The organism is Mycobacterium sp. NTMscope_MAC_269, from assembly GCF_976985695.1.
The window spans coordinates 4513969-4537746 of sequence record NZ_OZ335668.1 but is presented as its reverse complement, the minus strand read 5'-3'; the positions used below and the strand labels follow the sequence as shown (position 1 = coordinate 4537746).

The 23778-nt window shown below is 67.8% G+C and carries 27 protein-coding genes; 19 read left to right on the top strand and 8 right to left on the bottom strand.

Annotated features, from left to right (window positions below; all coding sequences use genetic code 11):
* Positions 1-7: 7 nt before the first annotated feature.
* Both ACZ50Z_RS21510 and ACZ50Z_RS21505 read left to right on the top strand, forming a co-directional pair.
* Positions 8-532, top strand: a complete 525-nt coding sequence (locus ACZ50Z_RS21510) for an SRPBCC family protein (protein ID WP_464485362.1) — start codon at positions 8-10, stop codon at positions 530-532.
* Positions 532-1590, top strand: a complete 1059-nt coding sequence (locus ACZ50Z_RS21505; RefSeq protein ID WP_464485361.1) for an LLM class flavin-dependent oxidoreductase — start codon at positions 532-534, stop codon at positions 1588-1590. Before ACZ50Z_RS21510 ends, ACZ50Z_RS21505 begins: the two co-directional genes overlap by 1 nt.
* A 67-nt stretch (positions 1591-1657) precedes the next feature.
* Here ACZ50Z_RS21505 and ACZ50Z_RS21500 read toward each other — a convergent pair whose 3' ends face one another.
* Together ACZ50Z_RS21500 and ACZ50Z_RS21495 are read right to left on the bottom strand one after the other, a co-directional pair.
* Complete coding sequence (locus tag ACZ50Z_RS21500; RefSeq protein WP_464485360.1) at positions 1658-2770, bottom strand: DUF1214 domain-containing protein; 1113 nt, start codon at positions 2768-2770, stop codon at positions 1658-1660.
* Positions 2767-3342, bottom strand: coding sequence for a TetR/AcrR family transcriptional regulator (locus tag ACZ50Z_RS21495; protein WP_464485359.1), 576 nt, complete (start codon positions 3340-3342; stop codon positions 2767-2769). The genes ACZ50Z_RS21500 and ACZ50Z_RS21495 overlap by 4 nt, the downstream gene beginning before the upstream one ends.
* 28 nt (positions 3343-3370) lie before the next feature.
* Here ACZ50Z_RS21495 and ACZ50Z_RS21490 point away from each other — a divergent pair, with 28 nt between their 5' ends.
* Positions 3371-4615: a sulfotransferase family protein gene (locus ACZ50Z_RS21490; protein ID WP_464485358.1), complete on the top strand. Its 1245-nt coding sequence runs from the start codon at positions 3371-3373 to the stop codon at positions 4613-4615.
* 29 nt (positions 4616-4644) lie between these two features.
* Positions 4645-5532, top strand: a complete 888-nt coding sequence (locus tag ACZ50Z_RS21485) for an alpha/beta fold hydrolase (protein WP_464485357.1) — start codon at positions 4645-4647, stop codon at positions 5530-5532.
* Positions 5533-5557: 25 nt separating this feature from the next.
* On the opposite strand, the gene ACZ50Z_RS21480 is transcribed toward ACZ50Z_RS21485, so the two are convergent.
* On the bottom strand, positions 5558-5770 hold the full coding sequence (locus ACZ50Z_RS21480) for a TOBE domain-containing protein (RefSeq protein WP_464485356.1): 213 nt from the start codon (positions 5768-5770) through the stop codon (positions 5558-5560).
* A 105-nt stretch (positions 5771-5875) separates the two neighbouring features.
* Positions 5876-6490, bottom strand: coding sequence for a TetR/AcrR family transcriptional regulator (locus ACZ50Z_RS21475; protein ID WP_464485355.1), 615 nt, complete (start codon positions 6488-6490; stop codon positions 5876-5878).
* Between the two features lie 128 nt (positions 6491-6618).
* On the opposite strand from ACZ50Z_RS21475, the gene ACZ50Z_RS21470 reads away from it, so the two are divergent.
* Complete coding sequence (locus ACZ50Z_RS21470; protein WP_464485354.1) at positions 6619-7944, top strand: cytochrome P450; 1326 nt, start codon at positions 6619-6621, stop codon at positions 7942-7944.
* Between the two features lie 5 nt (positions 7945-7949).
* Here ACZ50Z_RS21470 and msrA read toward each other — a convergent pair whose 3' ends face one another.
* Positions 7950-8465, bottom strand: a complete 516-nt coding sequence (msrA, locus tag ACZ50Z_RS21465; protein ID WP_464485353.1) for a peptide-methionine (S)-S-oxide reductase MsrA — start codon at positions 8463-8465, stop codon at positions 7950-7952.
* A 130-nt stretch (positions 8466-8595) separates the two neighbouring features.
* Here msrA and ACZ50Z_RS21460 point away from each other — a divergent pair, with 130 nt between their 5' ends.
* From ACZ50Z_RS21460 to ACZ50Z_RS21445, 4 genes are all read left to right on the top strand, one after another.
* Entirely contained in the window at positions 8596-9102 is a 507-nt protein-coding gene (locus tag ACZ50Z_RS21460; protein WP_464485352.1) for a nuclear transport factor 2 family protein, read from the top strand.
* Positions 9099-10118, top strand: coding sequence for an NAD-dependent epimerase/dehydratase family protein (locus ACZ50Z_RS21455; RefSeq protein WP_464485351.1), 1020 nt, complete (start codon positions 9099-9101; stop codon positions 10116-10118). Before ACZ50Z_RS21460 ends, ACZ50Z_RS21455 begins: the two co-directional genes overlap by 4 nt.
* Positions 10119-10197: 79 nt before the next feature.
* Positions 10198-11025, top strand: coding sequence for a class I SAM-dependent methyltransferase (locus ACZ50Z_RS21450; protein ID WP_464486343.1), 828 nt, complete (start codon positions 10198-10200; stop codon positions 11023-11025).
* 50 nt (positions 11026-11075) lie between these two features.
* Positions 11076-11456 carry a DUF427 domain-containing protein gene (locus ACZ50Z_RS21445; RefSeq protein WP_464485350.1) on the top strand — a complete coding sequence of 127 codons (381 nt, stop codon included), beginning with the start codon at positions 11076-11078 and terminating at the stop codon, positions 11454-11456.
* Here the strand turns inward: ACZ50Z_RS21445 and ACZ50Z_RS21440 are convergent.
* Positions 11450-11851 (bottom strand): nuclear transport factor 2 family protein, encoded by a 402-nt coding sequence (locus ACZ50Z_RS21440; protein ID WP_464485349.1) that lies wholly within the window; start codon positions 11849-11851, stop codon positions 11450-11452. The two genes, ACZ50Z_RS21445 and ACZ50Z_RS21440, sit on opposite strands and share 7 nt — an antisense overlap.
* A gap of 60 nt (positions 11852-11911) precedes the next feature.
* On the opposite strand from ACZ50Z_RS21440, the gene ACZ50Z_RS21435 reads away from it, so the two are divergent.
* The 8 genes from ACZ50Z_RS21435 to ACZ50Z_RS21400 all read left to right on the top strand — a co-directional run bounded on the left by ACZ50Z_RS21435 (position 11912) and on the right by ACZ50Z_RS21400 (position 19797).
* A complete protein-coding gene (locus ACZ50Z_RS21435; protein WP_464485348.1) occupies positions 11912-12823 on the top strand; it encodes a DNA-3-methyladenine glycosylase family protein in 912 nt (303 codons plus the stop codon).
* A gap of 99 nt (positions 12824-12922) precedes the next feature.
* Positions 12923-13471, top strand: coding sequence for a Dps family protein (locus ACZ50Z_RS21430; RefSeq protein ID WP_464485347.1), 549 nt, complete (start codon positions 12923-12925; stop codon positions 13469-13471).
* Positions 13472-13624: 153 nt separating this feature from the next.
* Complete coding sequence (locus ACZ50Z_RS21425) at positions 13625-14608, top strand: pirin family protein (protein WP_464485346.1); 984 nt, start codon at positions 13625-13627, stop codon at positions 14606-14608.
* A 2-nt stretch (positions 14609-14610) separates the two neighbouring features.
* Entirely contained in the window at positions 14611-15243 is a 633-nt protein-coding gene (locus ACZ50Z_RS21420; protein WP_464485345.1) for a TetR/AcrR family transcriptional regulator, read from the top strand.
* Positions 15244-15298: 55 nt separating this feature from the next.
* The gene (locus tag ACZ50Z_RS21415; protein WP_464485344.1) at positions 15299-16240 is read left to right on the top strand and encodes a class I SAM-dependent methyltransferase; all 942 of its coding nucleotides are present in this window, start codon (positions 15299-15301) and stop codon (positions 16238-16240) included.
* Between the two features lie 32 nt (positions 16241-16272).
* The gene (locus tag ACZ50Z_RS21410; protein ID WP_464485343.1) at positions 16273-17214 is read left to right on the top strand and encodes a class I SAM-dependent methyltransferase; all 942 of its coding nucleotides are present in this window, start codon (positions 16273-16275) and stop codon (positions 17212-17214) included.
* A gap of 229 nt (positions 17215-17443) precedes the next feature.
* Positions 17444-18877 carry an aldehyde dehydrogenase family protein gene (locus tag ACZ50Z_RS21405; RefSeq protein ID WP_464485342.1) on the top strand — a complete coding sequence of 478 codons (1434 nt, stop codon included), beginning with the start codon at positions 17444-17446 and terminating at the stop codon, positions 18875-18877.
* A 56-nt stretch (positions 18878-18933) separates the two neighbouring features.
* Entirely contained in the window at positions 18934-19797 is an 864-nt protein-coding gene (locus tag ACZ50Z_RS21400; RefSeq protein WP_464485341.1) for an SDR family oxidoreductase, read from the top strand.
* A 24-nt stretch (positions 19798-19821) separates the two neighbouring features.
* Here the strand turns inward: ACZ50Z_RS21400 and ACZ50Z_RS21395 are convergent, their stop codons facing one another.
* Together ACZ50Z_RS21395 and ACZ50Z_RS21390 are read right to left on the bottom strand one after the other, a co-directional pair.
* Positions 19822-20655, bottom strand: coding sequence for a tyrosine-protein phosphatase (locus ACZ50Z_RS21395; RefSeq protein ID WP_464485340.1), 834 nt, complete (start codon positions 20653-20655; stop codon positions 19822-19824).
* Complete coding sequence (locus ACZ50Z_RS21390; protein ID WP_464486342.1) at positions 20648-21868, bottom strand: acyl-CoA dehydrogenase family protein; 1221 nt, start codon at positions 21866-21868, stop codon at positions 20648-20650. The genes ACZ50Z_RS21395 and ACZ50Z_RS21390 overlap by 8 nt, the downstream gene beginning before the upstream one ends.
* Positions 21869-21987: 119 nt before the next feature.
* Between ACZ50Z_RS21390 and ACZ50Z_RS21385 the strand changes: the two genes are divergently transcribed.
* Both ACZ50Z_RS21385 and ACZ50Z_RS21380 read left to right on the top strand, forming a co-directional pair.
* A complete protein-coding gene (locus tag ACZ50Z_RS21385; RefSeq protein ID WP_464485339.1) occupies positions 21988-22449 on the top strand; it encodes a nuclear transport factor 2 family protein in 462 nt (153 codons plus the stop codon).
* Between the two features lie 237 nt (positions 22450-22686).
* Complete coding sequence (locus tag ACZ50Z_RS21380) at positions 22687-23778, top strand: Re/Si-specific NAD(P)(+) transhydrogenase subunit alpha (RefSeq protein ID WP_464485338.1); 1092 nt, start codon at positions 22687-22689, stop codon at positions 23776-23778.

Below are 23778 nucleotides of genomic sequence, written 5' to 3'. Positions count from 1 at the left end.
GGGGACAATGAGGTCCGTGGAATGGACCGGCGCGCGCTATGCGGACACTCCGACCGTGGAGGCCTCGACGTGGATCGACGCCGATCCCGAGCGCGTCTGGAGCCTGGTCTGCGACATCGCGCTGATGCCCGCGGTCAGCAACGAACTCCAGGCGGTGGAGTGGGCGGAGGGATCGGACGGCCCGCGGGTCGGCGCCCGCTTCGTCGGGCACAACGAGCATGAGGCCTTCGGTCAATGGAGCACCACGTCGCAGATCGTCGCGTGCGATGAGCCACGCGAATTCGCCTGGGCCGTCGGCCAACCCGACAACCCGGCCGCAACTTGGCGATTCCGGCTGACTCCCCGCGACGGCGGCACCGCCCTGAACTACTGGATGCAGATGGGTCCGGGCCGCTCGGGGCTGTCGACCGCGATCGACTCGATGCCCGACAAGGAACAAAAGATCGTGTTCGTGCGGATGCGGGAGTTCGAGGCCGCGATCGGAAAGACCCTGGCGTCGATCAAACGGCTGGCCGAGCACGGAGTGCGGTGATGCGGACCGCCACCACGGTGGAGTTCTCCGGTACCGGGAACGACGCCGGGCAGGTCGTGGCGCTCGCGGTCGAGGCAGAGAAGCTGGGCCTCGACGTGTGCTGGGTGGCCGAGGCGTGGGGCGCGGACGCGCCGTCGGCGCTGGGCTACCTGGCCGCGCGCACCGAGCGGATGCTGCTGGGGTCCGGCGTGATTCAGGCCGGCACCCGCTCACCCGTCCTGGTCGCCCAGACCGCGATCACGCTGTCCAACCTGTCGAACGGGCGGTTCATGCTCGGTTTGGGCGCCTCGGGCCCGCAGGTGATCGAGGGCCTGCACGGCGTCCCGTTCGCCCGACCGCTGGCGCGCATCTCGGAAACGATCGACATCGTCCGGCAGGTGTTCGCGGGTGGAAAGGTTTCATACACCGGAAAGGAATTCGAGCTGCCCCGACCCGGCGGCGAGGCGGTGCCGATGCGCTTGTCGACGCGGCCGGAACACCCCATCCCGATCTACCTGGCCACCCTGTCACCGGCGATGCTGCGGTTGACCGGACGGATCGCCGACGGGTGGCTGGGCACCAGCTTCGTCCCGGAAGGCGCGGCGGACGCCTACTTCCGCCACCTCGACGAGGGCCTGGCGGCGGCCGGGCGCACCCGTGCCGACATCGACATCTGCCAGGGCGCCGAAGTCGCTTTCGCCGCGGACGAAGACGAGTTGCGGGGCATGGTCGCCGGCCGCAAGAAAGAGCTCGCGTTCAGCCTTGGCGGGATGGGATCGTCGGGCACGAACTTCTACAACCGGGCCTACGGCCGGCAGGGCTGGGCCGACGTCGCCGCCGAGGTGCGCGAGCGCTGGCAGCGCGGGGACCGGGACGGAGCGGCCGCCCTGGTGACCGACGAGATGGTGTTGGCGACCACGCTGATCGGGACCGAACCGATGGTGTCCGCGCGCCTTGCGGTGTGGCGCGATGCCGGCGTCAACACGGTGCGGCTCTATCCCGCGGGCGACACGCTCGACGCCAAGCTGGAGACGCTGGGCCGCGCCATCGAGCTGGTCCGGCAGACGCCGGCTCCGTGACGGCCGCCGAACGTGCACTGGCTGCGAGTTCTCGCCCTTTTCTCGCCCCCAGTGCACGCTCGGCGGATCAGCTGGTGGTCGTGGGCGCGTCGGCCGCCTTGACGAGTCGCACCTCCGGGCGCTGCGGCACCCCGTCGGCGAGAAACCACCGGAAGGCCAGGTTGCCGCGCGGGTAGCCCAGCGTGGTCAGGGAATTCGGGTGCGCGGTCTTCGCGCCGGACAACACGATCGTCACCGACCCGTCGCTGTTGGCGACGGCGCTGTGGCCGTTGATCGAGCAACGCGCGTCGGGGCCCTCCGACGCGCCGTAGGTGGCCATGAACTGGTTCCAGACGACCATGTTCCAGAACCTGCACGCCGGCGGCCGATGCGTGATCACCAGCGCCTCGTCGTCGTCGAGCACGAAGCTGCCGTACGAGTAGCAGGCGTCGCGAGCCGACCAGCCGAAGTTGGCGTCGGGAACCTGGTAGGGGTCGGCGAATGCGTTTGCGGCGTGGGCGGTTTCGTGTCCGAGGGCGTGGGAATCCTCGACCCGGTTCCCGACGGCCAGCGGCACGATGGCGAACATGGTCTGCAGCCAGGTCGCGACCGCACGCAGGCGCGTCGCGGTCTCCGTGTCGCCATGCCGGATCGGCGCCGGCGCGTCGAGCGCCTCGATCCGCCAGACGACGGGGCGTCCGGTCAGAGGATCGGCCTGGTAGTCACGGGTCATCAGAACCGCGGCGTCGGCCGTCGGTGGGAATTCGAAGGAGAAGTTGCCGTCGGCGTCGATGTCGAGGTCGCTGTCGCGGACGATCGCGACCACCCGGTCCGACCATGCCCCGAGCGTCGGTTCGTTGTAGGCGGTGACCGAGAAGTACACGCTGTCACCCTTGTTGCCGCTGATGCGATAGCGGCGGGCGGGATCGATCGGGCAGATGTGATAGTAGGCGTCGGTGTTGTCCCCGCCCCAGCGCCGGTCGCGGCGAAACGGCGTGTTCACCGCGACGAACTGCGGCCGATCGGGTTCGGGGAACAGGTAGGTGTCCAAGGCCACGCCCAGCGTGGTGGCCAGCATGCGGTAGCCATCGGCGATGTGCCGGTCGTCGGTGACGGAGCGGTCGCCCTCCAGAAACGAACGATCCAGACCGCCAAGGGTTTTCAGTAGTTCCCGCCACGCGGCCGTCGACTCGTGCGTCATGCGCTGATTCCTTTCAGGAGCAACTTTGTCGTGCGATCGACCCACGCGTCGTCGAGCTCGGTGGCGCGGGTGAGCAGGGCGACCAGCGTGATGCCGGCGATGGTCTCCGCCAGTTCCGCGGCGGTCACCTCCGGGCGCACCTCGCCGCGGGTCGCGGCCGCGGCGAGCCAGTCGGCCAGTCCGCCGCCGATGATGCCGGCGAAGCGCTCCAGCAACGCCGAGTGCAGGCTCGGGTCCGCGGCCATTTCGCCGATCAGGCCCGGCAGGGCCGCCCGGGCGGATGGTGTAGTAAGGAAAACCATTGTGCGGCGCACCATCTCGCGCAGGCCATCGGGTGTCGAGCCGCTATCGGGGATGGCGGTGCCGGCGCCGATCGGGAATACCGCTTCGTGCACCAGATGTGCCTTGCTGGGCCAGCGGCGGTAGATCGCGGGCTTGCTGGTGCCGGCGCGCTGGGCGATGGCGGAGACCAACAGCCCCGCATAACCCGACTCGGCGAGCAGTTCCACCGTCGCGCGCAACACCGCGGCGTCGATACGCGGATCGCGGGGCCGGCCAAAATCAACAACCATTACGAAACTCAGAGTAACATAAGTCGCCGTGACCGATGCCGTTCGCTCCGTTTCCCTCGATGACCTGGCCGTACCCCGATTCAGCGCCGAGGGTCAGCAGATCCTCGACATGATGACCGCGCTGGCCCCGCAGTGCCCGCTGGACGCCGACGCCCTGCACGCCAAGGCCGTCGAGGACACCGGCCTGCATGATTTCGGGCCCGACGACTACCGCGAACGCCTCGACGTCTACCTCGCCGCGCTGCGCGAGATCGACGGCCTGCACGGCGCCGGCGCGGTCAACTTCTACGGGCAACTGCTGCAGATCCTCAAAAACCGGCTGCTGCTGGCCGACCTGCTGCGGCGCCATCCCGAGATCAACGACATCGAACTGACCTCGCCCGTGGTGATCGCCGGGCTGCCGCGTACCGGCACCACACACCTGCACAACCTGCTGGCGGCCCCACCCACCTTCCGCACCATGCCGTACTGGGAAAGCAACGAGCCCTTCCCGATGCCGAACGAGGCTGGTGTGCAACCGGATCCAAGGCGTACCCGCATGGACGTGGCGGTCGGGGTGATCAACATGGTGATGCCCCATTTCGCGCTCATGCACGAAATGACGACCGACCACGTCCACGAGGAGATCCAGCTGCTGGCCAACGACGTGTCCACGATGCTGCTGGAGACGCTCGCCGACGTGCCCCGCTGGCGCGACTACTACCAAGCCCACGACCAGACGCCGCACTACGAATACCTGGCCACCCAGCTGCGGGCGATGCAGTTCCTGCGCGGGGGGCGGCGCTGGCTACTCAAGTCGCCCCAGCACCTCGAACAGGTGCCGGTCCTGGACCGGGTGTTTCCCGACAGCATCGTCGTGTTCACCCACCGCGACCCCGTGCCGGTGGCGCTGTCGATGATCGCGATGATCACCTATTCCGCGCGCATGCACCGCTCGCCGGTGCCGGTGGAGGAGATCGCCCACTCCTGGGTCGACCGCCTCGATCAGATGCTCAGCGCGCTGGTGCGCGACCGCGACACCGTCGGCCCGGACCGCTCGGTCGACATTCGGTTCGACGACTTCATGGGCGACGAATCCGGGGTCGCCGAGCGGGTTTACGGCCTGGCCGGCGAGCCCTTCACCGACGAGGCGCGCGAGGCCGTCGGGGCCTACCTCGCGGGTCACCGGCGCGGGCGGTTGGGCAACGTCGAAACGTCCTTCGAGATGTTCGGGCTAAACGAGAAGGACCTGCGGGAGCGCTTCGCGCCGTACGTCGAGCGGTTTCTGGCCTGAGGCTTTCCGAGCCGCTACGTTCTCAACACATGGTGACTATGCCCGCGCTGGACGGTGTCGAACACAGGTATGTCGATCTTCCAAACGGCGTGACGATCCATGTCGCGGACGCGGGTCCGGCGAGCGGGCCGGCGGTGATGCTGGTCCACGGCTTTCCGCAGAACTGGTGGGAATGGCGCGAGCTGATCGGGCCGCTGGCCGCCGACGGCTATCGGGTGTTGTGTCCGGACCTGCGCGGCTCGGGCTGGAGTTCGGCGCCGCGTTCCAGCTACCGCAAGGACGAGATGGCCGAGGATCTGGCCGGGGTGCTGGATCGGTTGGGCGTCGCGACGGTCACGCTGGTGGCCCACGACTGGGGCGGGCCGGTCGCGTTCATCATGATGCTGCGCCACCCGGAAAGGGTGACCGGCTTCTTTGGGGTGAACACCTCGGCGCCGTTCGTCAAGCGCTCCCCGTCGACGCTGCGCAACGTCTGGCGGTTCTGGTACCAGATCCCAATCTCGTTGCCGATCATCGGCCCCCGGGTGATCAGCGCGCCGAACTCCCGGTTTCTGCGGCTACTGGGGTCATGGGTCGGCGGCGGCTACACGCTCCCCGACGAGGACGTGCAGCTGTACCTGGAGTGCATGCGCCAGCCCGGCCACGCCGAGGCGGGCTCGCGATGGTATCGGTCGTTTCAGACCCAGGAGATGTTGAGCTGGATGCGCGGCGAGTACGACGACGCCCGGGTCGACGTGCCGGTTCGCTGGCTGACCGGCACCGAAGATCCGGTGATCACCGCGGACCTGACCGCAGGATATGCCGACCACATCAAGGATTTCGAGGTCGAGCTAATCGACGGCGTCGGCCATTGGATCGTCGACCAGCGGCCCGACCTGGTCCTGGATCGGGTCCGCGCCTTTCTCGCCGAGAAGTAAACCGCGCCAAGGCGTTTCGGCGTGGCTAGTCGACCCCGATGGTGACTTCGGTCGATTTGATGAACACGGTCGCCGGCTGGCCCACCTTGAGCCCGAGGTCGGTCGCGGCGTCCTTGGTGACCGACGACGTGACGACCTGATCGCCGCCGTCGAGCGTCACCTTCACCACCGCCATCACGCTGCCGAGTTCGACCTCGGTGATCTTTCCCCGGAGCTGGTTTCGAGTCGAGAGCCGCATCGCAGAATCCTCCATGTCAGAACGGGCGGGTCTGCCGTGAGCCTAGCCCCGCCAGGGCGGGCCCGGAATGGCTTGCGGCACCTCGATTTACGCGGGCCGACGGGTTCACTGCCGCGGGCCGAGCAGGGCTACGGACGCATCGACGGCGGGTTCCACGATTTCTCGGACCGGTGTTCCGTCTTCGACCGCAAGTGCGGTCAGCTCCCGCAGACCCCCCAACAGGATCACGGCCAACGGCGCGGTCAACGGCGGCAGCTTCGCGCGCCGGAACCCCGGGCTGGCGCTGAGGTCGATCAGCAGGCTGGTCAACAACTGCAACCCACGGCGCTGGACCGGGCGAGCGGCCGCACCCAGCGAGGGCAATTCACGGATCCAGCTCAACGTGATGGCCGGGCGCGCCTCGATGTATCCGACATAGGCCTCGACCGCCTGCCGGATCTGCGCGTGCCAGTCGGCGTCGGGATCGACCGACGCCGCGATCTTCGCGCCCAGCTTCTCGATGTCGACGGCCAGCAACTCGAGGAAGCACTCTTCCTTGCCCGCGAAGTGGTCGTAGAAGGTGCGTTTGGACGTGCGTGCGTGACGGACGACGTCGGCCACGGTGCTGGCGCGATAGCCACGCTCGGTGATCGAGGTGGCGAGGCCGTCGAGCAGTCGTTGCCGAAAGGGATCCGGCTCGGCGGGTGCGTCGCCGGCCGTCGCTGTCGCCGCTGATGTCACGCGGGCGCCCCTTTCGGCGAGTGCGGCACCTTGTCAGGCTTGGTACTTCAGAGTACCGTACCTGGAAGAACCCGCGGTACATCGCCGTACCAACCCCGGTGCAGGGGCCGACGTTGGGAGAAGTCGTCATGAGCCACCAAGTCGTCGCCCCACCGGCCGCCGTCAAGTTGCCGCCGACGGCCCGGATTCCCAAGGTATTTCAGGGACTTGGCTTCGCGATGTCGCGGCGAACGATGATGCGACGACTGTCCCGCCGCTACGGGAACGTCTTCACGCTGCGCCTGCCGATGTGGGGGCGCGTCATCATGGTCAGTGACCCGCTGCTGGCCAAGCAGATCTTCACCACCAGCCCCGACGAGCTCGGCAACATCCAACCCAATTTGAGCAGGCTGTTCGGTCCCGGCTCCGTGTTCGGGCTCGAGGGCGACGACCATCGCCGCCGGCGACGCCTGTTGGCCCCGCCGTTCCACGGCAAGAGCATGAAGAATTACGAGAGCATCATCGAAGAAGAGACGCTGCGCGAGATGGCGGGCTGGCCGGAGGGCGCGTCATTCGCGACGTTGCCGCCGATGATGCGAATCACGCTGAACGCCATCCTGCGTGCGGTTTTCGGCGCGGAGGGTGCCGAACTCGACGAGCTGCGCCGGCTCATCCCGCCGTGGGTCACCCTGGGGTCCCGCCTTGCGGCGCTGCCGAAGCCCAAGCGCTATCCGCGGTTCGGCCCGTGGGGCCGGTTGGACAAGTGGCGGCGCCAATACGACAACGTCATCGAGAGGCTGATCGCCGCGGAGCGGGCCGACCCGAACTTCGCCGAGCGGACCGACGTGCTCGCGCTGCTGCTGCGCAGCACCTACGACGACGGTTCCGCGATGTCGCGCAAGGACATCGGCGACGAGCTCCTGACCTTGCTGGCCGCCGGGCACGAGACCACCGCGTCAACGCTGGCATGGGCATTCGAGCGGATCAGCCGGCACCCCGAGCTGCTGGCGAGGCTTGTCGAGGAGGCCGACGGGGCCGACGAAGCCGGCAACGAGTTACGCCAAGCGACTATTCTGGAGGTCCAACGGGCAAGGACCGTCATCGATTTCGCCGGTCGCCATGTCTACCCCGATGTCTACCAGCTCGGCGAATGGGCGATCCCGCGCGGCTATTCGATCATCGTCGGCATCGCGCAGATCCACGACAATCCCGACGTGTTCCCCGACCCCCAGCGGTTCGACCCGCAACGCTTCATCGACACGAAACCGTCAGCGCTGTCCTGGATCCCGTTCGGCGGCGGGACCCGCCGCTGCGTCGGGGCGGCGTTCGCCAACATGGAAATGGACGTTGTGCTCCGGACGGTGCTGCGCCACTTGACAATCCAGACCACGGATGCGCCCGGCGAGCGGTGGCATTGCCGCGGTGTGGCGTTCACGCCGAAGGACGGCGGCCGGATCGTGGTACGCCGACGCTGAATTCGTTACTGGCTGGAGGCGGCCCGATGCGGCAGCTTCCAGCCCGGGCGGATGAAGTGGCAGGTGTACCCGCTCGGATAGTGCTGTAGGTAGTCCTGGTGTTCGGGCTCGGCTTCCCAGAAGTCGCCGGCCGGGCTGACCTCGGTCACCACCTTGCCGGGCCACAGGCCGGACGCCTCGATGTCGGCGATGGTGTCCAGCGCGATCCGCTTCTGCTCCTCGTCCAAATAGAAGATGGCCGAACGGTAACTGGGTCCGCGGTCGTTTCCCTGACGGTCTTTCGTTGTCGGGTCGTGGATCTGGAAGAAGAACTCGAGGATCGCCCGGTAATCGGTTTGCGCCGGGTCGTAGACGATCTCGATGGCTTCGGCATGGGTGCCGTGGTTGCGGTAGGTCGCGTTGGGGACGTCACCGCCGCTGTAGCCGACCCGGGTCGAAACCACCCCGGGCTGCTTGCGGATCAGTTCCTGCATCCCCCAGAAGCACCCGCCGGCGAGAATCGCTTTTTGGGTATCGGTCATGGCATTGCCTCGCTTCACTCGCACCGCATGGTCGCAATCTCGCTTCCGATTATCCTGATCTTTTTCCGGGGGTCACGCCGGCGAGGCCAAACCCTCGACAAACTACGGTAGAACGTGTTCTAGTTTTGGCGTGAGTAGCCCGCAATTCTCCCGCAGCGAACTCGTCGATGCGTTCGCGAAATTCGAGGCGACCGTCGACGCGGCGGCGCAGTCGCAGGACTGGGACGCGTGGGTCCAGCACTACACCCCCGACGTCTTGTACATCGAACACGCGGCGGGCACCATGCATGGCCGCGACGAGGTCCGCGAGTGGATCAGCCGGACGATGGGCAGCTTCCCCGGCAGCCACATGGTCGCGTTCCCGTCGCTGTGGTCGGTCATCGACGAATCGACCGGGCGCATCATCATGGAACTCGACAACCCGATGCGCGATCCCGGCGACGGCACTGTCATCGGCGCCACGAACATCTCGATCATCACCTACGCCGGCGACGGCCTATGGCGTCAGCAGGAAGACATCTACAACCCCCTGCGCTTCGTGGCGGCCACGTTGAAGTGGTGCCGCAAGGCGCAGGAGCTCGGCACCCTCGACGAGGCCGGCGCGCAATTCATGCAGCAATACGGAGGCGCCCAGTGAGCACCAAGCCCAAACTCGTCATAGGCGCCAACGGCTTTCTGGGTTCACACGTCACCCGCCAACTGGTCGCCGCCGGCCACGAGGTGCGGGCCATGGTGCGCGAGGGCGCCAACACCCGCTCGATCGACGACCTCGAGCTGAAACGTTTTCACGGCGACGTGTTCGACACCGCCGTGCTGCGGGAGGCGATGGACGGCGTCGACGACGTCTACTACTGCGTCGTCGACACCCGCGCCTGGCTGCGCGACACCTCGCCGCTGTTTCGCACCAACGTCGAAGGGTTGCGCAACGTTCTCGACGTGGCCGTCGCGCAACCCGACCTGCGCCGGTTCGTGTTCACCAGCACCTATGCGACGGTCGGCCGGCGCCACGGGCACGTCGCGACCGAGGACGACATCGTCGGCACCCGCGGACTGTCGGATTACGTCCAATCCCGGGTCCAGGCCGAGAACCTGGTGATGCGTTACGTGGCCGAGGCGGGTTTGCCCGCGGTGGCGATGTGCGTGTCGACGACCTACGGCGACGGCGACTGGGGCCGCACCCCGCACGGCGCTTTCATCGCCGGCGCGGTCTTCGGCAAGCTGCCGTTCACGATGGAGGGCATCGCGCTGGAAGTCGTCGGCGTCACCGACGCCGCCCGGGCCATGCTGTTGGCGGCCGACCGAGGGCGCATCGGCGAGCGCTACCTGATCTCCGAGAAGATGATCGCGTTGAAAGAGGTGGTCCGGATCGCGGCTGACGAGGCCGGCGTTCCGCCGCCGCGGCGCTCGATCTCCGTCCCGATGCTCTACGCCCTGGGCGCGCTGGGCGACCTGCGCGCCCGGCTCACCGGCAAGGACGCCGAGCTCAGCCTCGCGTCGGTGCGCATGATGCGTGCCGAGGCGCCCGTCGACCACGGCAAGGCCGTCCGCGAACTGGGCTGGCAACCGCGCCCGGTCGAGGAATCCATCCGCGAGGCGGCCCGGTTCTGGGCCGCGATGCGAAACGCCAAGGGTAAGAGCACGACTCCCCGCTGAACACCGCGCCGACCGGTGTTCAGGGCGCGGCGCGGCGGTTGGTATGGGACTAGCCTCGGGCGGTGTGAATACCGCACGAGTGTCCGTCGATCTGACCGGGGCACCCCAGACCATGCTGGCGACGTTCTACGCGAAGGCGCTGGACGCCGACTTCGAAAAGCCGATCCTGGGCGATCGGTACGCGAAGGAGATCGTCGAGCGCATCGACTACGACTGGAAGAAAACGACCATCACCGCGCGGCGGGCGCCGTCGGTCACCACCCGTTCGGCGCACTTTGACGAGTGGACGCGCAAATTCCTTGCGGCGCATCCGCGTTCGGTGGTGCTGCATGTGGGCTGCGGATTGGACAGCCGGTTTTTCCGCGTGCAGCCGGGCCCGGACGTCGAGTGGTACGACGTCGACTACCCCGAGGTCGCGGCGCTGCGCACCCAGCTCTACCCGAGCCACGATCACTATCGCGTCATCGCCGCCTCCGTCACCGACCCGGCATGGCTGAGCGAAATCCCCACCGACCGCCCCACACTGATGATCGGGGAGGGGCTGACCATGTACCTGACCGAGCAGGACGGCACCGCGCTGCTGCGCCGGGTGGTCGACCGGTTCGGTTCGGGCGAGCTGCAGTTCGACGTGTTCAATTGGCTCGGGATCAAGTCGCAATGGCTCAACACCGTGGTGCGACGGTCGGGATCCACTCTGCGGTGGGCGATCAACGGACCCGACGACATCATCGAGGCCGTGCCGACGGTGCGGCTGCTGGCCTGCGAGCGATGGTTCGAGTCGGACACCTTCGCACGATTGCCACGCTCATCCCGCGTCCTGGGCAGGGTCATGTCGGTGGTCCCCGCCGTGGCGAACATGTCTCAGTACCACCGGTTCGCCTTCGGTCCACCGGACGGGAAGGCTTGACAGCCGCCCGGCGTTGCAGCCTCAATAGTCCTGTTTAGGAGGTATCGATCATGGCCCACCGGCAAGTCCTGGAGCCAAACGCGGGGCATCCCATCACCATCGAACCCACGAAGGGCCGGGTGCAGGTCCGCGTCAACGGCGAGCTGGTGGCCGACACCACCGCCGCGCTGGAACTGCGCGAAGCCACAATCCCTGCGGTGCAATACATTCCGATCGCCGACGTGGCGCAGGGCCGGCTCATCCGCACGGATACCAGCACGTACTGTCCGTTCAAGGGCGACGCCAGCTACTACAGCGTGACGACCTCGTCCGGTGACACCGTCGACGACGTGATCTGGACCTACGAGCAGCCGTATCCGGCGGTCGCCGCGATCGCCGGGCATGTCGCGTTTTATCCGAACAAGGCCGACATCAGCTTCTCGCCTCAGTAGGGGACCCACCCCGGAAGCGCCGAGGCCACCGCCCGGGTGTCGCCGTAGAGGCGCATCGAGACGATCAGCCCGTCACGGGTGTCGAAGATGCAGACGAACGGGCTGTCGTAGGCGGCGCCGGCGGACGTCGTGCCGGTGGCCTGCGCCTCCACCACCACGGTCTCTCCCTCGTTGACGCAGCGCACCAGGTCGATGGTCAGTTCGAGTTCTTGTTTGCGCCGCTCCACCCCACGCCGAAACGCGTCCTTGTCACAGGCGGTGCGGGTATAGAGCGTCCAGTAGGTGAAGTCGTCGCTGAGCAGGGCGAAACCCTCGTCCAGATCGCCGCCGTCGCTGGTGCTCTGCAGGAACATCCAAGCGAGTTCGCCCTGCGGGTCATCGAACGGCGTCATCACACCGCAATATTGACGTGGGACGCAGTTCACGGTCAATCACGGCAGTCGGGGAGTCATCAGGTGAAAACCGCACGCACGGTCGTGTTCCCGGGCGCCGCCAGCTTCGGGCACACGCTGTCGCCGCTTCGCCGTGGCCCCGCGGATCCCTGTTTCCGGACGCCGGGGGACGGCGCTATCTGGCGGACCAGCCTGCTCCCCACCGGCCCGGTCACGGCACGGATCACCCGCGCGGCCCCCGACGCCGCGCACTGTGTGGCGTGGGGCGGCGGTGCGCAGGAATTCGTCGAAATGCTGCCCGCCATGCTGGGTCTTCAGGACGATGCCTCGGACTTCGTGCCACGGCACCCGACGGTCGCCGCCGCGCACCGACGGGTTCCGCACCTGCGCCTGGGCCGCACCGGGCTGGTGCTCGAGGCCCTGATCCCGGCGATCATCGAGCAGCGGGTGCCCGGCGCCGACGCGTTTCGTTCCTGGCGTGTGCTGGTGACCAAGTACGGGACCCCCGCGCCGGGTCCGGCCCCGGAGGGAATGCGGGTGCTGCCGTCGGCGCAGCAGTGGCGAACCATCCCGTCGTGGGAGTTTCACCGCGCCAACGTCGACCCGAGGCGGGCGCAAACGGTGGTGACCTGCGCGCAGCGCGCCGCTTCGCTGGAGCGGTTGATGTCACGGCCGGCGGCGCAGGCGCGCGAGGCCTTGATGTCCTTGCCGGGCGTGGGAGAGTGGACCGCCGCCGAGACCGCGCAGCGGGCTTTCGGCGACGCCGACGCCGTATCGGTGGGCGACTACCACATCCCGAAGATGATCGGCTGGACGTTGCGGGGAGAGCCGGTCGACGACGCGGGGATGCTCGAATTGCTGGAGCCGATGCGGCCGCACCGCCAGCGGGTGGTCCGGTTGCTCGAAGCCAGCGGATTGGCATACGAACCGCGGCGGGGACCGCGCCTGCCGGTGCAGCAAATCCGCTCGCTGTGATCCGCCGGGTTTTTCGCACCCGCCATCGGGTACCCAACACCGCAAGTAACTGTGTGGGAACACCATGGCAGGAAGCACGGAAGGAGCGAGAAACCCGCGATGACTCAGTTCACGATTCCGGGATTGACCGACAAGCAGGCGGCGCGGCTCACCGAGCTGCTGCAAAAGCAACTGAGCACCTACAACGATCTCCACCTGACGCTCAAGCACATTCACTGGAATGTCGTCGGCCCGAACTTCATCGGTGTGCACGAGATGATCGACCCACAGGTGGAGGCGGTGCGCGGCTTTGCCGATGATGTCGCCGAACGCATTGCCGCCCTGGGTTCTTCGCCGCAGGGTACGCCTGGTGCCATCATCAAGGACCGCTCGTGGGACGACTATTCGGTTGGCCGCGACACCGTCCAGGCCCACTTGGCCGCGTTGGATCTCGTCTACAACGGCGTGATCGAAGACATCCGCCAATACATCGACGAGACGGACGAACTCGACCAGGTGACCCAGGACCTGCTGATCGGCCAGGCCGGGCAGCTGGAGAAGTTCCAGTGGTTTGTGCGGGCGCACCTGGAAAGCGCCGGCGGTCAGCTGGCCCATCAGGGCAAGAGCACTGAGAAGTCTGCCGCCAAGAGCGCGCGCAGCAAATCCTGATCCACCCATTCGCACACTTCGCGCAGCCGCCCCGGCAAATCGATGTCGGGGCGGCCGCGCGTCGCGCCGGCCGCGCGGTGGCGCGGACCGCTTCGGAATAAGTGGACCACAGTCCGGTTATACCGGGTAGTTCCGCTCTACGAGGAGGGTCTGTTGCCTGCAGTTACGGCCAACACGCTGACATTGCCGCGAGTCCACGGCCCCGGTCCCGCCGACACCGAGCGGCCGGTGCGGTCCATCACCACCTGCCCGCGCGGGTACGAGGGCGAAGGTTTTCCGGTTGTCCGCGCCTTCGCCGGGGTCGGCGCCGCGGCCCTGGATCCGTTCGTGCACATGGACCAGATGGGTGAGGTCGACTACGAGCCGGGCGAGCCCAGGGGCACCGACTGGCATCCGCACCGCGGCTTCGAAACCGTCACCTACATGCTCGACGGGAAATTCGCTCACCAGGACTCCCACGGCGGCGGCGGCCTGATCGCCGACGGGGCCACGCAGTGGATGACCGCCGGCTCGGGCATCCTGCACATCGAGACGCCGCCGGCCGAACTGGTCGACAGCGGGGGCCTTTTTCACGGCGTCCAGCTGTGGGTGAACCTGCCGAGAAAGGACAAGTTCGCGCCGCCGCGGTACCAGGCCATCGAGGGAGCCGACGCCGCGTTGCTCGCGTCCGACGACGGCGGAGCGCTGGTCCGCATCATCGCCGGCGAGATCGACGGCCATCGCGGACCCGGCGTCACGCACACGCCGATCACGCTCGCGCACGCGACCGTCGAGAACGGGGCCCGGCTCAACATTCCCTGGCGGCGCGACTTCAACGCGCTCGTGTACGTGTTGTCGGGCAGCGGGTACATCGGCCCGGTCTCCCACCCGATCCACGCGGGGCAGCTGGCGGTCCTGGGCCCCGGTGATCGGATCACCGTCGGCGCGCAGCGAGCGCGGGATTCGGGCGGCGCAACCGCCATTGATGTGCTGCTTCTTGGTGGCCGGCCCATTCGCGAGCCGGTATTCCACTATGGGCCTTTCGTGATGAACACCCGCGCGGAATTGATCGAGGCGCTCGAGGACTATCGCGCCGGAAAATTTGGCAGTATTCCGCCAAATGCGCTAATGCCCCACCGTGGCGGTGGCACACTCTAGCAATGCTTCCTCGGGGGAATCGCAGGCCGGGCCGTCCGCCTGCGGCGAAGGCGGACGAGACCCGGCAGCGAATCATCCAAGCTGCTCGTTTGGTATTCAGCGAACGCGGCTACGACGGAGCGACGTTCCAGGCCATCGCGTCTCGCGCGGACCTGACCCGCCCGGCGATCAACCATTACTTTTCGAGCAAGCGCGCCCTGTATCGGGAAGTTCTCAACGAGACGAACAAACGCGTCCTCGGGGTCGGTATCAAACAAGCCGAGCAAGAGTCCACGCTGGCGGCGCAGTTGACGGCATTCATCTACGAAGCGACGCGAGCTAATGCCGAGAATCCGGCCGGATCCGCCTTTTTAATCAGCGGCGTACTGGAATCGCAGCGCCATCCGGATTTGGCCGGAGCTGAAAACGAGTCCGTGCGGATTGCCCGCGAATTCCTGATGCGCTGGGTCACCGAGGCGATCGAGCGTGGGGAGATCGTCAGCGACTTCGACGCGTCGGCATTGGTGGAGGCGCAGCTCGTGCTCATCTGTGGGGTGGGCCTGTACGCGGGCTACATCCAGAGCCCGGAGGCCATCCTGGCCCTCACCGGGGTGCTGCGTCAGCTGTTGGAGGGCGCGCTGCGGCGACGCGAGTGAAGTTGCGCACAAAGCGTATAGGCTAACTAACTTATCCCGGTACCATGGTCGGGATATGACTGACCTGGATGCCTCGATGCCGCCTTCCGTGCGGTCCGCCGGCGACAGCTGGTCCATCACCGAACTCGTCGGCGCCACCGCGCTGGGCGTCGCCGCATCGCGCGCGGCGGAGACCGCCGGCCCCGATCCGCTGATCCGCGACGAGTTCGCCCGCCTGCTGGTGTCCTCGGCCGGCCCGGCCTGGGCGCGGCTCGCCGACCCCGAGCTGGCCTGGCTCGACGACGATCAGCACGGGCGCCGCGCGCATCGAACCGGAATCGACTACCAGGCCGTGCGCACTCACTTCTTCGACGAATACTTCGACGGCGCGGTGCGTTCCGGAATCCGGCAGGCGGTGATCCTGGCCGCCGGGCTGGATTCGCGGGCCTACCGGCTGGACTGGCCCACCGGCGCCACGGTCTACGAGATCGATCAGCCCAAGGTGCTCGAATACAAAGCCGGCATCCTGCAGCAGCACGGCGCCGTGCCGACCGCCATCCGCCATCCCGTCCCGGTCGATCTGCGCGAGGACTGGCCCGCGGCCCTGACCGCCGCCGGGTTTGACCGCACGCAACCGACCGCGTGGCTGGCCGAGGGGCTGCTCCCGTACCTGCCCAGCGACGCACAGGACCGGCTGTTCGAGATGTTCACCGCGCTCAGCGCGCCCGGCAGTCAGGTCGCGATCGAGGTGTTCGGCATGAACTCCCGGAGCAACTCGCAGCGCTGGTTGCGGATGCGCGAGCGACTCGGCTTGGACGTCAACGTCCAGGCGCTGACCTATCACGAGCCGGACCGCTCGGACGCCGCCGCGTGGCTGAGCGACCACGGCTGGCACGTCCAGGCCATAGACAACCGCGACGAGATGGCCCGACTCGGCCGTGCGGTACCCGACGACCTTTCCGACGAGGCGGTGCGCAGCATCTTGCTGCGGGCGCGCCTCGGCGGGACCACCGCCTGACCTTCGCTGACAAGACCCCAAGGAGTTAATGCATGAGCTCACTGCGCACCCACGACGACAGCTGGGACATCAAGAGCAGCGTCGGCACCACCGCGGTGATGGTGGCCGCCGCGCGGGCGATCGAGACCGAGCAGCCCGACGCGCTGATCCGCGACCCCTACGCCCGGCTGCTCGTCAACAACGCCGGTGCCGAGGTCTTGTGGGAAGCCATGCTCGACCCGGACGTCGTGGCCAAGATCGAATCCATCGATGAGGAATCCGCGGCCCGGATCCAGCACATGCGCGGCTATCAGGCGGTGCGGACCCACTTCTTCGACTCATACTTCGCTGACGCCGTCGCCGCCGGGATCCGGCAGGTCGTGATTCTCGCGTCGGGGTTGGACTCGCGGGCGTACCGCCTCGACTGGCCGGCGGGCACCACGGTTTACGAGATTGACCAGCCCCAGGTGCTGGACTACAAAACCACCACGCTGGCCGAAAGCGGCGCCACGCCGTCCGCCGATCGCCGCGAGGTGGCGATCGACTTGCGCGAAGACTGGCCGGCCGCCCTGCGCGCCGCGGGTTTCGACCCGGCGCAGCCGACCGCCTGGCTGGCCGAGGGACTGCTGATGTACCTGCCCGCCGAGGCGCAGGACAAGTTGTTCACGCAGATCGGCGAGCTGAGTCCGGCGGGCAGCCGGGTCTCCGCCGAGACCGCGCCGATGCACGCCGAGGAGCGGCGCCAGCAGATGCGGGAGCGGTTCAAGAAGGTGGCCGATCAGCTCGGCCTGGAGGAGACCATCGACGTCGGCGAGCTGATGTACCGCGACGAGCACCGCGCGAACCTCGCCGACTGGCTCAACGAAAACGGTTGGCGCGCCACGGCGCAGAACTCGATCGACGAGATGCACCGCCTGGGCCGCGGAGTGCAGAGTTCTGAGCTGGACCAGGACAGGGACGCCTTCTCCGACTTTGTGATCGCCGAGCGCCGGTAGCGAACCGCGGGCCGTCGATGCTTTGCGGCCGGGGAGCTGCACGTGCCGGCGACCGCGCAAAGCTCGGTGGCCCCCGGAACCGTGCGGCTGACCGTGGGAGAGCGGTTCCCCGCGGCGGACTATCTCGCCCGCCCCGATCCTTTCTACTGCTCTCCCAACCGGATGGTTAGTATCGCGGTTATCACCGATGAGCGGCCGCCACGCGGCGGGACTCTGCTCGGGAAGGACAATGATGACCACCGAATCGGTTGCATCGAAGACGTCGCTCGCCACGGACTCCACGAACGGGACCACAACGGCCGACATCGCCGCCACGGTTGCCCGGCTTCGTCAGACCTTCGCCACCGGGCGCACCCGCGACATCGAATGGCGCAAGCGGCAGTTGCTGCAACTGGTGAAGCTGATGGAGGAGAACGAGGCCGCGCTGGCCGCCGCGCTCGCCGAAGACCTGGATCGCAGCCCCTTCGAGGCCTACATCGCCGACATCGCCACCACCGCGGGTGAGGCCAAGTACGCGGCCAAACGGGTCCGCAAGTGGACGCGGCGCAAGTATCAGCTGCTGGAGCTGCCGCAGCTGCCCGGCCGCGGCTGGGTGGAATACGAGCCCTACGGCACCGTGCTGATCATCGGCGCCTGGAACTACCCCTTCTACCTGACGCTGGGCCCCGCCGTCGGAGCGATCGCCGCCGGGAACACCGTGATCCTCAAGCCGTCGGAAATCGCGGCCGCGTCCTCGCGCGTGATGGCCGAGCTGGTGCCCAAGTACCTCGACAACGACGCCATCGCCGTGATCGAGGGCGACGGCGCGACGAGCCAGGAACTCATCGCCCAGGGCCTGGACCGGGTGATGTTCACCGGCGGCACCGAGATCGGCCGCAAGGTCTACGAGGGCGCGGCGCCGCACCTGACCCCCTGCACCCTCGAACTCGGCGGCAAGAGCCCGGTGATCGTCGCGGCAGACGCCGACGTCGACGTGGCGGCCAAGCGGATCGCCTGGATGAAGCTGCTCAACGCCGGACAGACTTGCGTCGCACCGGATTACGTGTTGGCCGACGTTACGATTCGCGACGAACTGGTGAACAAGATCGGCGCCGCCATCACGAAGTTCACCTCCGACAAGCCGGACGGCATGCGGGTGATCAACCAGCGGCAGTTCGACCGGATCAGCGGCTACCTTTCCGGATCCGACGGCACGGTCACCGTCGGCGGGGCCTGCGACGCGTCGACACTGCGCATCCAGCCCGCGGTGGTGGTGGACCCCGACCCGGACGGCCCGCTGATGCAAAACGAGATCTTCGGTCCCGTCCTGCCGGTGATCACCGTCCAAAACCTGGACGAGGCAATACGTTTCGTGAACTCACGAGCCAAGCCGCTGTCGGCGTACCTGTTCACCAAACGCCGCGAGACCCGCGAGCGGGTGATCAAGGAGGTGCCGGCGGGCGGCATGCTGGTCAACCACGTCGCCTTCCAGGTGTCGACCGCCAAGCTTCCCTTCGGCGGGGTCGGCGCGTCGGGCATGGGCGCCTACCACGGCAAGTGGGGTTTCGACGAGTTCAGCCACCGCAAGGCGGTCCTGACCAAGCCCACCCGCCCCGACCTGTCGAGCTTCATCTACCCTCCATACACCGAGCGGGCCTTCAAGATGGCTCGCCGGATGTTCTGACCCGGCTTCGCCGAACCAGTTGCTAGACAGAGTTTTTCACAGCAGAGAGGAACCTAATGCCCGGAGTGCAGGATCGCGTCGTCATCGTCACCGGAGCCGGTGGGGGACTGGGCCGTGAGTACGCCCTGACCCTCGCCAAGGAAGGCGCCAGCGTCGTGGTCAACGATCTCGGCGGCGCCCGCGACGGCACCGGCGCCGGCCACAACATGGCCGACGAGGTGGTCAAGCAGATCAAGGATGCCGGCGGCCGGGCGGTCGCCAACTACGACAGCGTCGCCGAATCCGAAGGCGCCGAGAACATCGTCAAGACCGCGCTCGACGAATTCGGCAAGGTCGACGGTGTGGTCAGCAACGCGGGCATCCTGCGCGACGGCACGTTCCACAAGATGTCCTTCGAGAACTGGGACGCCGTGCTCAAGGTGCACCTTTACGGCGGGTACAACGTCATCCGCGCCGCGTGGCCGCACTTCCGTGAGCAGAGCTTCGGCCGCGTCGTGGTCGCCACCTCCACCAGCGGTCTGTTCGGCAACTTCGGGCAGGCCAACTACGGTGCCGCCAAGCTCGGCCTGGTCGGCCTGATCAACACGCTGGCCCAGGAGGGTGCCAAGTACAACATCAAGACCAACGCGGTCGCGCCGATCGCCGCCACCCGGATGACGCAGGACATCCTGCCGCCGGAGGTCTTCGAGAAGCTCACCCCGGAATACGTCGCGCCGGTGGTGGCCTACTTGATGACCGAGGAGCTGACCGACACCGACTCGGTGTTCATCGTCGGCGGCGGCAAGGTGCAGCGCACCGCGCTGTTCCAGAACGACGGCATCACCTTCGACAGCGTGCCGTCGGTCGATGACATCGCCGCCAAGTGGGGACAGATCACCGACTTGTCCGCCGCCCAGCAGGCCAGCTTCAAGCTGGGCTGAGCCCGCGACGCCGTGGTCGGCGGGTCAGGCGAGCAGCGCTTCGCGCAGGCGCTCCACGTCTGACTCGCTGACGCTCGCGGCGCGCAGATAGGCGTCCAGCGAGCCGAATTCCTCGTCGATTGTTTGGCGCGCGGCGGCCAGGTAGACCTCCCGGACCCCGAGCACGCCGTCGGACAGCCGCGCCTCGGTCCAGGTCACCACCTCCGGGGTCAGCTCGGCGTCCTGGCGCTGCGCGATCATCGCCGAGATCTGCGCCCGCAGGGCCGGGGCCGCGTCGTTGCTGCGCAGGAAGTCGGCCAGGATGGTGTCGCGATCGATGCCGATCGCTTCGAGCACCGTCGCCACCACGAAGCCGGTGCGGTCCTTGCCGGCGAAGCAGTGCGTGAGCACCGAATGCCCGGCGGCCAGCAGTGAGATGACGCGGTGCACCGCCTGCGGCGCCCCGTTACGCGTGGGGAATTGCCGGTATTCGTCGATCATGTAGCGGGTGGCGGCTTCATCGACGGATTGGCCCGACTGCTCCGATTCTCCTTCGCCGGTGAGCAGCCGCTGAAAGGCGTGTTCGTGCGGCGCCGCGTCGTCGGTGCCGGCGTCCTGCTCGCCGAGATCGGGGAAGGGCAACAGGTGCACCTCGACACCGTCGGGAACCAGCCCCGGCCCGCGCCGGGCGACCTCGCGGGTCGCCCGCAGGTCGGCGACGTCGGTGATGCCCAGCCGGCTCAGCGTCGCCCGGCCGTCGTCGTCGAGTCCGCTCAGTTCGCCGGAGCGGAACAGCCGCCCGGGGCGCAGCGCCGCGGTGCCTTCTGCGACGTCACGAAAGTTCCACGCGCCCGACAGTTCTCGCAACGCCTCAGTCATGCGCGGTGACCGCCGCGGCGAGCGCCGACTTCTCCCGGCCGAGCTCGGCGCGCGCGATGGTGCGCATGTGCACCTCGTCTGGGCCGTCGAAGATCCGCATGGCGCGGTGCCAGCCGTACAGACGGGCCAGCACCGTGTCGTCGCTGACACCGGCGGCCCCGTGCACCTGGATGGCGCGGTCGATGACGTCGCAGGCCACCTGCGGGGCCACCGCCTTGATCTGCGAGACCAGCAGATGTGCGGCCTTATTGCCGTGCTGGTCGATGGTCCATGCCGCCTTCTCGCACAGCAGCCGCGCCTGGTCGATTTCGTTGCGCGACTTGGCGATTGACTCCCGCACCACACCCTGCTCGGCCAGCGGGCGGCCGAACGCCACACGCTTTTGGGCCCGGTCGGACATCAAAGCCAGGGCGCGCTCGGCGCCGCCGAGGGCGCGCATGCAGTGGTGGATGCGGCCCGGGCCGAGCCGGGCCTGGGCGATCGCGAAGCCGCCGCCCTCCTCGCCCAGCAGGTTGGTGACCGGCACGCGCACGTTGTCGTAAATGATCTCGCAGTGCCCGTGCTGGTCCTGCCAGCCGAAGACCGGCGTGGAGCGCACCACCGTCACACCCGGCGTGTCCATCGGCACCAGCACCATCGACTGCTGCTGGTGGCTGGCCGCGTCGGGGTTGGTGCGGCCCATCACGATGAGGATCTTGCAGCGCGGGTCGGCCGCCCCCGACGTCCACCACTTTCGCCCGTTGATCACGTAGTCGCCGCCGTCGCGCACGATCGAGGTCTCGATGTTGCGGGCGTCGCTGCTGGCGACGGCCGGCTCGGTCATCGAAAAGGCGCTGCGGATCTCGCCATTGAGCAGCGGCTCGAGCCACTGCTTGCGCTGTTCCTCGGTGGCGAACAGGTGCAGCGTCTCCATGTTGCCGGTGTCGGGCGCCGCGCAGTTGAGCGCCTCGGGGGCGATCTCGAGGCTCCAGCCGGTGATCTCGGCCAGCGGCGCGTATTCGAGGTTGGTCAGCCCCGATTCGGCCGGCAGGAAAAGGTTCCACAGGCCCTGCTGCTTGGCCTTGATCTTCAGCTCCTCGACGACGGGGGGAACCGTGTGGTCGCGCGGGCCGGCATCGTGGCGGTGCTTGTCGTAGTCGGCCTCGGCCGGGAACACATGCTCGGTCATGAAATCGGTCAGCCGCTTGTGGTAGTCGCTGGCCTTGGCCGACATCGCGAAGTCCATGCCCGTCACGATAGGACACGTGTCATCGGACGGCGCGAGCAGACGCAAAATCGCATGCTGCAGTGCGGATTAGTGCGATTCTGTGTCTGCTCGCGCAGGATGAGGGCGTGACCGAATCCCGCCCCCCGTTCCCGCCGTTCACGCGCGAGACCGCGATCCAGAAGGTACAGGCGGCCGAGGATGCCTGGAATACCCGCGATCCCCACCGCGTCAGCCTGGCCTACACGGTCGATTCGCAGTGGCGAAACCGCGGCGAACACATCGTGGGCCGCGACGAGATCGTGGCGTTCTTGACCCGCAAGTGGCAGCGCGAACTCGATTACGCGCTGCGCAAGGTTCTGTGGGACTTCCACGACAACCGCATCGCGGTGCGGTTCCAATACGAGTGCCACGACGAGTCCGGCCAGTGGTATCGCAGCTACGGCAACGAGCTGTGGGAGTTCACCGAGTCGGGTCTGATGGCCCGCCGCGAAGCCAGCATCAACGATGTGCCGATCGACGAATCGCAGCGACGCTTCTTCGGGCCCCGCCCGTCGTCCGAACACGGCCACGACATCCCGCTCTGGTAGCAACAACGGCCCCTTGTGACCTCACAACGGTGCGGGAGCTACTGCATCGCCGGACAGCGGCGAAGCATCGACCGGGAGTCGATCGTCCGCGGGCGGGGTATCCGGCCCCGGGTGGCCTAGAGCCGATCACCCATCCATGGCGAAACCTGGTTAAGGTAGCGAAGCGCGCGGCCGAGCCAGCGCCACGCCCATCGGCACGGACAGTACGTAACAGTACGGAAAGTAGATGTACGCGCCATGACAGATGCGCAGACCAACGCGGTCAAGGTAGGAGTGGTCTCCGAGTCCGGGGCCGACGAGCGGCGGGTCGCGCTGGTGCCGAAGGCGGTGGCGTCGCTGGTGGGCGGCGGCGTGGCGGTCGTGGTCGAGTCGGGCGCGGGCGAGCGGGCGCTGCTGCCCGACGCCCTCTACACCGAGGCCGGCGCCAGCATCGGGGACGCGTGGGCCGCCGACGTCGTGGTCAAGGTCGCGCCGCCGACCGCGGACGAGGTCGGCAAGCTGCGCAGCGGGCAGACGTTGATCGGCTTCCTCGCCCCGCGCAATGCCGAGAACTCAATCGGCGCGCTCAAGGCGGCCGGGGTGCAGGCGTTCGCGCTCGAGGCCATCCCGCGGATCTCGCGGGCGCAGGCGATGGACGCCTTGTCGTCGCAGGGCAACGTGGCCGGCTATAAGGCCGTGTTGTTGGCGGCCTCGGAGGCGACGCGGTTCTTCCCCATGCTGACGACGGCGGCCGGCACGGTGAAGCCGGCCACGGTGCTGGTGCTCGGGGTGGGTGTGGCCGGCCTGCAGGCGTTGGCGACGGCCAAGCGGCTCGGCGCGCGCACCACCGGTTACGACGTGCGGCCCGAGGTCGCCGACCAGGTGCGCTCGGTGGGCGCGCAATGGCTCGACATCGGGATCGACGCGGCAGGGGAGGGCGGATACGCCCGCGAGCTGACCGAGGAGGAGCGCGCGCAGCAGCAGCAGGCGCTGGAGAAGGCCATCAGCGGTTTCGACGTGGTGATCACCACGGCGCTGGTCCCGGGCCGGCCGGCGCCGCGTCTGGTGACCGCCGCGGCCGTGGAGGCGATGAAGCCCGGCAGCGTGGTCGTGGACCTGGCCGGTGAGACCGGCGGCAACTGCGAGCTCACCGAACCGGGCAAGACCGTCGTCAAGCACGACGTCACCATCGCCTCGCCGTTGAACCTGCCGGCGACGATGCCCGAGCATGCCTCCGAGCTCTACAGCAAGAACATCACCGCGCTACTGGATTTGTTGCTCACCGACGGCAAGCTGGCGCCGGACTTCGACGACGAGGTCATCGCGGACTCCTGTGTGACGCGGGACTGA